Origin of the sequence: Aequorivita aquimaris (assembly GCF_001573155.1) — a bacterium.
GTDB classification, from domain to species: Bacteria; Bacteroidota; Bacteroidia; order Flavobacteriales; family Flavobacteriaceae; genus Aequorivita; species Aequorivita aquimaris.
In genome coordinates this window covers 1-733 of sequence record NZ_JRWG01000047.1, presented here as the reverse complement: position 1 = coordinate 733, position 733 = coordinate 1, and the positions used below count along the sequence as shown (strand labels likewise).

1 protein-coding gene is annotated in these 733 nt (G+C 66.6%); it reads right to left on the bottom strand.

From position 1 onward, the window contains the following. Positions 1-29 precede the first annotated feature (29 nt). Complete coding sequence (locus tag LS48_RS15885) at positions 30-650, bottom strand: TetR/AcrR family transcriptional regulator (RefSeq protein ID WP_062623214.1); 621 nt, start codon at positions 648-650, stop codon at positions 30-32. Positions 651-733: the final 83 nt, after the last annotated feature.

Genomic DNA, 733 nt, shown 5'->3' with positions numbered 1-733 from the left:
CCATATAACTGATCAATCAGTCAGTAAAGTTACATCCTTAGTGCCGGCGCGATCAAGGAGGCGTAATGGGCCGCGAACGCGGTGACCTGCTGCTCGTCGCGACCAAGCAGTTCCGGGTGAACGAATCCCAGCTCGAAGCCGAACGAGACGATTGCGTCGGCGGTCCGGTCCGGATCGGACGTGGCCGGCCACTCGCGGCGCAGCCGGTCCGCGACCGACGCAACGAGGGTGCGCCGCGGCGTCATGTCGGCGAAGCGGCGGGCGAACCCCGCATCCAGCAGCACCCGATCGAACAGGATGCGTAGGCGAGGCGCGAGCCGGCGCATGGCGCCGGTGATGAAGTCGAGGAGTTCGCGCACTTCCGCCTCGGCGCTGGACGCACGGGGCCGATCGAAGAAGCCGGTGTCGCGCATGGCAGCCTGCTCGTCCGCCCCGGCGCGCATCACCGCCATCAGCAGCCCTTCCTTGCCGCCGAAATAGTTCTGGATCAGCCCTTCCGAACAGCCCGCCCGCGCCGCGATGGCGCGGGTGGTCGTGGCCTTGAAGCCGTGGATGCTGAACTCCGCCTGCGCGGCATCCAGCAGGGCCGCCTCGCTCCTGGCGCGATCACGGCGACGGGGTTCCTTTGAAGGTGGTTGCTCCTCGTCCATACGCTAGGCTTACACGATCCCGCTTCCCCCGTCGAAAGCTCACAACCTTCTTACCTACCCACGGAACTCCGGCCGTACGTGGC